This window comes from Anaeromyxobacter soli (genome assembly GCF_022808855.1).
Taxonomy (GTDB): Bacteria; Myxococcota; Myxococcia; order Myxococcales; family Anaeromyxobacteraceae; genus Anaeromyxobacter; species Anaeromyxobacter soli.
The window spans coordinates 1-8,595 of the sequence record NZ_JAKZLF010000067.1 but is presented as its reverse complement, the minus strand read 5'-3'; the positions used below and the strand labels follow the sequence as shown (position 1 = coordinate 8,595).

Sequence of the window (8,595 nt, the reverse complement as noted above, 5' to 3'; positions counted from 1 at the left end):
CGCGGCGGTGAGCGCCGCGCGTCCAAGCGCCATCAGATGCGCTCCGGGGCGTCGACGGTCCGCTCGTCGCGGACGTTCCCGGTGTTCAGAGTACCGGCGGGCTCGAACAGGAGCACCTCGACCTCGCGCTCCGCCACCGGCCGGTGCTCGACGCCGCGGGGGACGACGAGGAGCTCTCCCTCCCGCAGCTCGATGGAGCGATCGCGGAGCTCCATCCGCAGCTCGCCGCGGACCACGAGGAACAGCTCGTCCTCGCGCTCGTGCTGGTGCCACACGAACGGCCCAGCGAGCTTCACCACCTTCACGTGCTGGCCGTTCAGCTCCGCGACGACGCGCGGGTGCCAGAAGTCGTCGACGAGCGCGAGCTTCTCCGCGAGGTTCACCTTCTCCATGCGCATCCATCTAGCGGGCGCGCCGCCCTAGAGCCACTCGTCGAAGAGCGACGCGGCGTCGCGCGCCACGTCCACGACCGGGTCGCGGCGCGACCACTCCTCGCGCGTGATCTCCTTCGAGCGGGCGAGGTCGGCGCGCAGCGTGCGCTCGAGGTGCCCGGCGAGCGCGGGCGAGTCGGCCACGACCGAGCCCTCCTCGAGCCGGTCGAAGCTCAGCGGGTCCATGTTGGTCGAGCCGATCGCCACCCAGCGGTCGTCCACCAGCACGGTCTTCGCGTGCATCATGCTCGGCTGGTACTCGTAGATCCGCACGCCTGCGGCGAGCAGCTCCTCGTAGCTCGCGCGCTGCCACCTCGCAGCCCGACCGCCTCAGCGCGTCCCGCTGCGCGTCGTCGAACTTCAGCGAGCCGAACGGGTCGACGACGATGCGGCACTCGACCCCACGCGCGCGCCGGAGCAGCGCGTCGGTGATGCGGCGCGAGGGGCCCTCCGCGCCGCGCCAGATGAAGCTCACGATGTGCACGTGACGCCTCGCCGCCGCGATGTCCTTCACCATCGCGTCGAAGACGGCGCCGTTCTCGATGGGCGTGAGCTCGTTCCCGGCGACGAGCCGCGCCCCGGTCTCCGCCTCGAGGCGCGCGTCCAGGGCGGCGGGTGGCGCCGGCGCGACGCGCGCTTCCGGGTTCGCGCGGCAGGCGCCGGCGAGGAGCGCCGCCGTGGCGAGCCACGCCGCGCGGCGGTCGAAGGGCCTCATCGCCCTCACGCTAATCACGCGACCGGGCGGGACGTGGTCTGGGCGCCAGGCGGGGCTGTGGGAGGAGGTCGGCGCCACGCGGCCGCGGCGAATGAACGCGGCTCCTGACGGAGCAGGGGCCCGCCCAGGGAGCACGCGGGCGGGCGCCGCGCGGTAACGTGGAGCGCGCGCCGTCCGGGGAAGCCCGCGGCCCTCACCGAAGGAGACGAGGATGACCTCACGCAGCCTGCCGCTCGCGGTGGCGGCGCTCGTTGCAGCCGCCCTCACGTCCACGGCCTCGGCCGACGAGGGCCACATCCTCCGCTGTGGAACCGGTGTCCACGCCGGCGAGGCGGAGGGGCTCGTGCCGCTGCCGCAGGGGGACGTCTTCTGTCCGCTCGTCGCCGATCCGAAGGCGATCCGCTCCTTCGTGTCGTATCTGTGGGGCAAGTTCCCGACGAGCGAGCAGACGCTGCACCTCGGCTCGATCGGCGTGGGCGACGGCTTCGCGCTCTTCCGGCTCGGCGGTCCCCGTCCCGGCGAAGGGCTCCAGCTCGGGCTGGAGGCCGCCGTGTTCGCGCAATTCGACCTCGACTCCCCGAGCGACGACCTCCTGAACGCGGACTACCTCGTGGGCCTGCCGCTGACGTACCGGTACGCCGGCTTCTCGGCGCGCGCCCGCGTCTACCACCAGAGCTCCCACCTCGGAGACGAGCTGCTCCTCCGCGCCGACAGCGAGATCCAGCGCGTGAACCTGGCGTTCGAGTCCGTCGAGCTCGTCCTGTCGCAGGAGCTCGGGCCGCTCCGCGTCTACGCGGGCGGCGAGTACCTCGTGAACCGCAAGCCGAGCACGCTCGACCCGAAGCTGGTCCACGCCGGCGCGGAGGTGCGGGCAGGCCCGACGCGCGGGCTGCGGCTCGTGGCGGCGGCGGACGTGAAGTCCACGGAGCAGCAGGAGTGGAAGCCCGCCGTCAGCGTCCGCGCCGGCGTGGAGGCGGCCTGGTGGCGCAGCGAGGGGCACCCGCCGCGGATCTGGAGCCTCCTCGGTGAGTACTACGACGGGCCGTCGCCGTACGGGCAGTTCTTCCTCGAGTCCACCCGCTACGCCGGCGTGGGGTTCCACGTCCAACTCTGACGCCGCGCCGGCTCACCGGTGCGTCAGGGCGCTCGCCGGCGACGGTTCCGTGCCTCGCCACGTCATGGCCAGCCCGGCGGTCTCCGCGCGGCCAGGCGCCCGCCTGGCGTCCAGGCTCGCTTTCGCTTGACATAGGGGAGGGGGGTATCTAGATCCGGATCGGCGGGCATACGCCCCGGGGGTATCCGCGGGCGGCCGAACGGAGGCAGGAGATGGACGTGAGCGAGGTGGCGGTCGTGGCGGGCGGAGTGGCCGCGATCGGCTGGGTGAACTGGTACTTCTTCCTCGCCGAGCGGCGGAAGGCGGCGGTCGCCGCCAAGGTGGGCGCGACGGGCGTCCAGCAGGCGGTGATCCGGGTGGAGGGGGGCTACTCGCCGGCGCGCGTGCGGCTGCGGGCCGGTCAGCCCGCGCGGCTCGTCTTCGATCGCCGCGAGGACTCGAGCTGCTCCGAGGAGGTGGTCATCCCGGAACTCGGCCTCCGGCGCTTCCTCCCCGCCCACCAGCGGACCAGCGTCGATCTGCCGGCGCAGCGCGCCGGGACGTACGAGTTCACCTGCGGCATGGGCATGCTCCGCGGCAGCCTCGTCGTGGAGGAGGAATGACCATGGACGCCACGACGAGGACGGTGGCGCGCGCCGGCGAGGCCGGCGCCGGCGCCCCGACGCTGAAGGTCGCGCCAGCGCGCCTCACGGTCCAGGTCTCGGGCATGACCTGCGCCGCGTGCCAGGCGCGCGTGCAGAAGGCGCTCGCGAGCGCGCCGGGGGTGCTCGACGCGAACGTGAACCTCATGACGGCCGAGGCGACGATCGCCTTCGACCCGAGCGCGGCCTCCGCGGAGGCGCTCCTCGAGCGCGTCCGCTCGACCGGCTACGGCGCGACGCTCCCGCTCGCCGGCGGCGACGCGCTCGCCGAGCAGGACGAGGCGCGCGTCCGCGAGTTCCGCGAGCTCCGCGGCAAGGCCCTCGCCTCGCTCGCCGCCGGCGCCGTCGCGATGGTCGCGTCGATGCCGCTCATGGCGACGCACGCGCACCTCGGCCTCGGCGCGCCGGCCGATCCGTTCATGCGCTGGAGCATGCGGGTCCTCGATCCGACGCTCTCGCGCGCGCTCCCGTGGCTGTACGCCATCCCGCCGCGCGCGATCTCGTTCGGGCTCCTCGTCCTCACGACCGGCGTGATGGCCTGGGCGGGGCGCCACTTCTACACCCGCGCCTGGGCGGCGTTCCGCCACCACTCGGCGGACATGAACACGCTCGTCGCGGTCGGGACCGGCGCCGCCTACCTGCTCTCCGTCATCGCCACGCTCGCGCCCGGTTTCTTCCTCGCGCGCGGCGTCCCGCCCGACGTCTACTACGAGGCGGTCGTCCTCATCATCGCGCTCATCCTCGTCGGCAACACCCTCGAGGCGCGCGCGAAGCGCCAGACCTCCGCCGCGCTGCGCGCCCTCGTGCAGCTCCAGCCGAAGACCGCGCGCGTCGTGCGCGACGGCGCCGAGGTGGACGTGCCCGTCGAGCAGGTCGAGCACGGCGACACCGTGGTGGTGCGGCCGGGCGAGCGGATCCCGGTGGACGGGGAGGTCCTCGCCGGCGCGAGCGCGGTGGACGAGTCGATGCTCACCGGCGAGCCCATGCCGGTGGAGAAGGGACCGGGCGCGCGGGTCATCGGCGCGACGGTGAACGGCACCGGCGCGTTCCGCTACCGCGCGACGGCGGTGGGCGCGGAGAGCGTCCTCGCGCGCATCGTGAAGCTCATGCGCGACGCGCAGGGCTCGCGCGCGCCGATCCAGAAGCTCGCGGACCGCATCAGCGGGATCTTCGTCCCGGTGGTGCTCTCGATCGCCATCGCGACGTTCGTCGTGTGGTTCGTCGCCGCCGACGCCGCGCCCGCGGTGCGCGCCTTCGCGGCCGCGGTGGCCGTGCTGGTCATCGCCTGCCCCTGCGCGATGGGGCTCGCGGTGCCCACGGCGGTGATGGTCGCGACGGGCAAGGGCGCGGAGCTCGGCGTGCTCATCAAGGGCGGCGAGGCCCTCGAGCGGGCGCACGCGATCGACACGATCGTGCTCGACAAGACCGGGACCATCACCGAGGGCAGGCCGGCCGTGGTGGGGGTCGTCCTGCCGGAGCGTGCGGCGGTCGCCGAGGATCGGCTGCTGGCGCTCGTCGGGGCGGTCGAGCGCCAGAGCGAGCACCCCCTGGCGGCGGCCATCGCGGCGCACGCGGCGGCCGCGGGGGTCCCCGCGCTGGAGACGACGCGCTTCGAGTCGGCAACCGGCCGCGGCGCGCGCGGCGAGGTCCAGGGCCGTAGGGTCATCGTGGGGAACGAGGCGTTCCTCGCAGCCGAGGGCGTGGACACCTCACCGCTCTCGGAAGCCGCCGCGTCGCACGCCGCGGACGGGCACACCACGGTGTTCGCGGCGGTGGACGGCGCGCTGGCCGGGCTCCTCGCGGTCGCGGATCCGATCCGGCCCACCTCGCGCGAGGCGATCGCGCGCTTCCGCAGGATGGGGCTCGAGGTGGTGATGCTCACCGGCGACACGCGCCGGAGCGCGGAGGCGGTCGCCCGCGCGGCGGGCGTCCCGCGCGTCGTCGCGGGCGTCCTGCCCGAGGGGAAGCTCGCCGAGGTGGAGCGGCTCCAGGCGGCCGGGAAGGTCGTCGCGATGGTCGGAGACGGCATCAACGACGCCCCGGCGCTCGCGAAGGCAGAGGTCGGCATCGCCATGGGGAGCGGCACGGACGTCGCCGTCGAGGCGTCGGACGTGACGCTCATGCGCGCCGACCTGCGCGCCGTCGCGGACGCCATCGCGCTGTCGCGCCGCACGATGCGGACCATGCGGCAGAACCTCTTCTGGGCGTTCGTCTACAACGTGGTCGGCATCCCCATCGCCGCGGGCGCGCTGTACCCCGCGATCGGGCTCCTGCTCTCGCCCATCCTGGCGAGCGCGGCGATGGCCATGAGCAGCGTGAGCGTGGTCACGAACAGCCTGCGGCTGCGCCGCTTCAGGGGCGCGTGAGGCACGACATGGCGAAGAGCGCGAAGGAGGCGGTGGCCGTGGAGGCGCAGTGCCCGTGCGGCGCGGCGGAGCAGGTGGGGCCGGGCGGGAAGGCCGCCGCGGTCGATCCCGCCACGAAGGACGCGAATCTCAAGCGCCTGCGGCGCATCGAGGGCCAGGTGCGCGGGCTCCAGAAGATGGTCGAGGAGGGGCGCTACTGCGCCGACATCCTCACGCAGATCGCCTCCGTCCACGAGGCGCTCCGCGGCGTGGGGCGCGAGCTCATGCGCAACCACCTGAAGCACTGCGCGACGAACGCGATCCGCGCAGGGGGCGAGGACGCCGAGGCGATGTACGACGAGCTCGTCGAGCTCATGTACCGCAGCGCGCGCTGAGCCTCACCCCGGCCGGCGAGCGGCTCAGCGCGGTGTCAGGATGGCGGGCGACGTCCGGCCGTGCCCGTCGACGAGCGTGAGGAGGATCTGTCCGCGGTCGTTCACGCCTCCCACGTGGAGGATGCGCATGCCTGGGGGGAGCTCGACGAGGTCGCCGAGCCGCTCGAGCTTGCCGTTCCGGTACACGCACCCGTCCCCCGTCCCGAAGCCCGAATACAGCTGACCGACCGCGATGGTGCCGGCCCGGTTGATCCGGTCGAGGCTGATGCCCGCGGCGTCGCTCGGGCGATCGACGAGCGTGACGTCGCCGCTCGCGAGCTCGGCGAGGAACGCCTGCTCCGTCCACTTGAACCTGCGGTTCGCCGCGCCCACGACCTTCCCGTCGTCGCTCACGTCCAGCGCCACCGAGCCGGCGGGGACCGGCAGCTCGCGGGGCCCGCCCGCCTCGAACACGACCGCCTTGCCCTCACGGCTCCCGACGACGATCCCCGCCGCGTTGATGCCGCTCGCGGTGCTGGCAGCGGTGCCGCCCGGATCGAGATCCCGGAGCGTCGTCCCGTCGTCGACCGCCGCGTGGAGCGGGCCGGGCCCCGCCTCCATCCAGCCCGCCGCCCAGCCGTGAACGTTCAGCGCCTGCGGGGTCATCGCGCCGAGCGCGGACAGCACGGCGCCGTCCTCGAAGCGGTAGTACTTCCCGTCCTCGAGGGACACGACGAGCATGCCCTCGTCGTTCATGACCACCCCTCGCGCGCCCCGGTGGTCGGGGAGCGGAAGGGTCACGCGATCGGTCGCGGCGTCGTAGACGAACACCTGCGACTCGCAGCACTCGCTGGCGAAGAGCGTGCCCGCCACGTCGCCGCGTGCGTCGATGCCGCTCCCGGCGGTGAGGGTGCCGTCCGGATGGGAGAGGACCTTCAACGCGTAGGTGCCCGGGGCCCCGAGCGCGAAGCGCGCGGTGACGCTCGTCGCGGCCGTGAGGACGAGCGCGCAGGTGGTGGTCCCGCTGCACCCGCCGCCCTCCCATCCTTCGAAGCGCGAGCGGGCGTCCGGCGTCGCGGTGAGCGTCACCGTCGCCCCGCTCGCGAAGACGCCGGTGCACGCGGAGGCGGCGCAGCTCACGCCCGCGGGATCGCTCGTGACCTCGCCCTGCCCGTCGCCCGCGCGCACGATCGTGAGCGTCACGTTCGCCGGCGACGGCGTCGCCTCGAACGTCCCCGTCACGTCCACGTCCGCGTTCACCTCCAGCGGGCACGGCCCGCTCCCCGAGCACGCGCCGCCGAAGCCCTCGAACGACGCCTCCGCGTCCGGCACCGGCGTGAGGACCACCCGTCCGCCAGCCTTCACGGAGAGACTGCACGTCCGCTGGCACTTGCCGGCCGCGTCGCCCGTCACGTCAACCGAGCCCGGTCCGGTGAGCGCGATGCGCACGGCGTAGCTCACAGGCTGAGGGGGACCGCCGCCGTCCTTCCCGTTTCCTCCGCACGCCGCCGCGGCGAGCAGCACGGCTGCGAGCGCGAGCTCGTGTGCATGGCTCACGGTGCACCTCCCGAGCGCAGCTCGATCGTCCACCCCCGGGCGCGGCCGCTCAATCCGCCTGCGCAGGGGCACGGCCGGCCGCGCGGGCGCGCGTCCGCCGGGGGCGGGTGCCCGCGCCGTGCCCCACCCTGCCCGGCCGTCCGGGGCGGGTGTCCGGGGACCGTCCGAAGAGGCGGCGGGTTCTGGTAGACGTCCTGGCGTGTGGACCATCGTCCCGCCCGCGGGCGCGGCTCGCGCCCTCGCAGTCGCGGCCTACCTCGCCGCCGTGCTCGCGTTCCTGCTGCTGCAGGAGATCGGGCTCCGCTTGCGCGACGAGGAGCAGCGCGCGTGGTGGGCGGGGACGGGGCGCGATCTGCTGAACGTCGCGGGGCTCGTCGCCATCTCCGGCGCGCTGCGGCTCCTGGGGCTGCGCTGGCCCGCGGCGCTGCTCGTCGGCGGGACGCTCACGCTCGCGATGTTCGGCGCCTCGGTGTTCGTGGCGACGCAGCTCGAGACGGCGCACCGGCGGCTGTGGGCGTTCGCGCTGGGGCTCGCCTTCGCATTGCCGGCGATCGTGTTCCTCGATCGCGTCGTGGCCGCGTTCGCCCTCGTCGCCGGCGCGCTGTTCCCTGGAGAGGTGGCGCCGCGAAACCCGGGCTGAAGTCCACGCGCGGCCGGCCCATGCAGCGAAGGTCGCACGGGCGCGAGCCGCGCGTGAGGCGGGGAGTGACTACCGGTGCGAGTGGTGCAGCGCGCGCCGCACCTTCGCGGCCACGCGCGCCTTCGGCGTCGGCTGCTCCGCCTGCTCCATCTCCATCGGGTGGTAGTCCGTCGGCTTGAGCTGCGCCGCGGTCACGCCGGCAGGGAGGTCCATGCCCACGTCGCCCGGCCGCTCGATGGTCGCCCACTTCGTCCTGACGATGCGCTTTTTCATGACCCCATGGTGCGCGCCCTAGGGCGAGCGGGTGCCGCGAAAGGCGGGGTCCGCGAGGAGGGGTTCTCCCCGGGGGGCTGCGCGGGAGCGCCGGGCGCGAACTGCTCGAAAGCCCAAAGGAAAAGGGGCTGCCGGTTTCCCGGCAGCCCCTCGAGCCTGCGAGCGTTCCCGCGGTCGTCACGAAGTAAACATCTCGTCGGACAGTGGCGAGGGAATCCCCGAAGAGCATCCGTTTCGCCCCGCCGAACGGTGAGCGATGGAGGCGCCCTGGTGGGCTTCGGCGCGCTCGCCACAGAAAGCGCGCCGATGGCAGCGAGCGCTCAACAGCTCATCCGACAGTGCGTTCAGATGTTTCGCGCAATCGAACGGACTCGACCCGGAACCAGTCAAGACATCGCTGACACTTTGCTCGGGATCTTGGCTTGTCTCCCGCGCTGACGAATCCGCTGCTCGGTGTTTACCCAGGTGACAGGTGGCATCACCGTGTTCTGGGCGAGGGCGTGGT

General features: G+C 73.7%; 9 protein-coding genes. 5 read left to right on the top strand and 4 right to left on the bottom strand.

From position 1 onward, the window contains the following. Window positions 1-32 precede the first annotated feature (32 nt). Complete coding sequence (locus MLV88_RS23630) at window positions 33-392, bottom strand: cupin domain-containing protein (RefSeq protein ID WP_243338791.1); 360 nt, start codon at window positions 390-392, stop codon at window positions 33-35. A 27-nt stretch (window positions 393-419) separates the two neighbouring features. Then, on the bottom strand, window positions 420-704 hold the full coding sequence (locus MLV88_RS23625; protein ID WP_243338790.1) for a phospholipase D-like domain-containing protein: 285 nt from the start codon (window positions 702-704) through the stop codon (window positions 420-422). Between the two features lie 653 nt (window positions 705-1,357). On the opposite strand from MLV88_RS23625, the gene MLV88_RS23620 reads away from it, so the two are divergent. The 4 genes from MLV88_RS23620 (at window position 1,358) to MLV88_RS23605 (ending at window position 5,641) form a co-directional block, all read left to right on the top strand. Beyond that, the gene (locus MLV88_RS23620) at window positions 1,358-2,260 is read left to right on the top strand and encodes a DUF1207 domain-containing protein (protein WP_243338788.1); all 903 of its coding nucleotides are present in this window, start codon (window positions 1,358-1,360) and stop codon (window positions 2,258-2,260) included. Window positions 2,261-2,472: 212 nt separating this feature from the next. Next, the gene (locus MLV88_RS23615; protein WP_242338558.1) at window positions 2,473-2,862 is read left to right on the top strand and encodes a cupredoxin domain-containing protein; all 390 of its coding nucleotides are present in this window, start codon (window positions 2,473-2,475) and stop codon (window positions 2,860-2,862) included. A 2-nt stretch (window positions 2,863-2,864) separates the two neighbouring features. Further along, on the top strand, window positions 2,865-5,267 hold the full coding sequence (locus tag MLV88_RS23610; protein WP_255821425.1) for a heavy metal translocating P-type ATPase: 2,403 nt from the start codon (window positions 2,865-2,867) through the stop codon (window positions 5,265-5,267). A gap of 8 nt (window positions 5,268-5,275) precedes the next feature. Continuing rightward, window positions 5,276-5,641 carry a metal-sensitive transcriptional regulator gene (locus MLV88_RS23605; protein ID WP_242338557.1) on the top strand — a complete coding sequence of 122 codons (366 nt, stop codon included), beginning with the start codon at window positions 5,276-5,278 and terminating at the stop codon, window positions 5,639-5,641. 24 nt (window positions 5,642-5,665) lie between these two features. On the opposite strand, the gene MLV88_RS23600 is transcribed toward MLV88_RS23605, so the two are convergent. Beyond that, window positions 5,666-7,177, bottom strand: coding sequence for an InlB B-repeat-containing protein (locus tag MLV88_RS23600; RefSeq protein WP_242371495.1), 1,512 nt, complete (start codon window positions 7,175-7,177; stop codon window positions 5,666-5,668). 199 nt (window positions 7,178-7,376) lie between these two features. On the opposite strand from MLV88_RS23600, the gene MLV88_RS23595 reads away from it, so the two are divergent. Next, window positions 7,377-7,817, top strand: coding sequence for a hypothetical protein (locus tag MLV88_RS23595; protein ID WP_242371493.1), 441 nt, complete (start codon window positions 7,377-7,379; stop codon window positions 7,815-7,817). Between the two features lie 69 nt (window positions 7,818-7,886). Here MLV88_RS23595 and MLV88_RS23590 read toward each other — a convergent pair whose 3' ends face one another. Then, window positions 7,887-8,090 carry a hypothetical protein gene (locus MLV88_RS23590; RefSeq protein ID WP_242338551.1) on the bottom strand — a complete coding sequence of 68 codons (204 nt, stop codon included), beginning with the start codon at window positions 8,088-8,090 and terminating at the stop codon, window positions 7,887-7,889. Window positions 8,091-8,595: the final 505 nt, after the last annotated feature.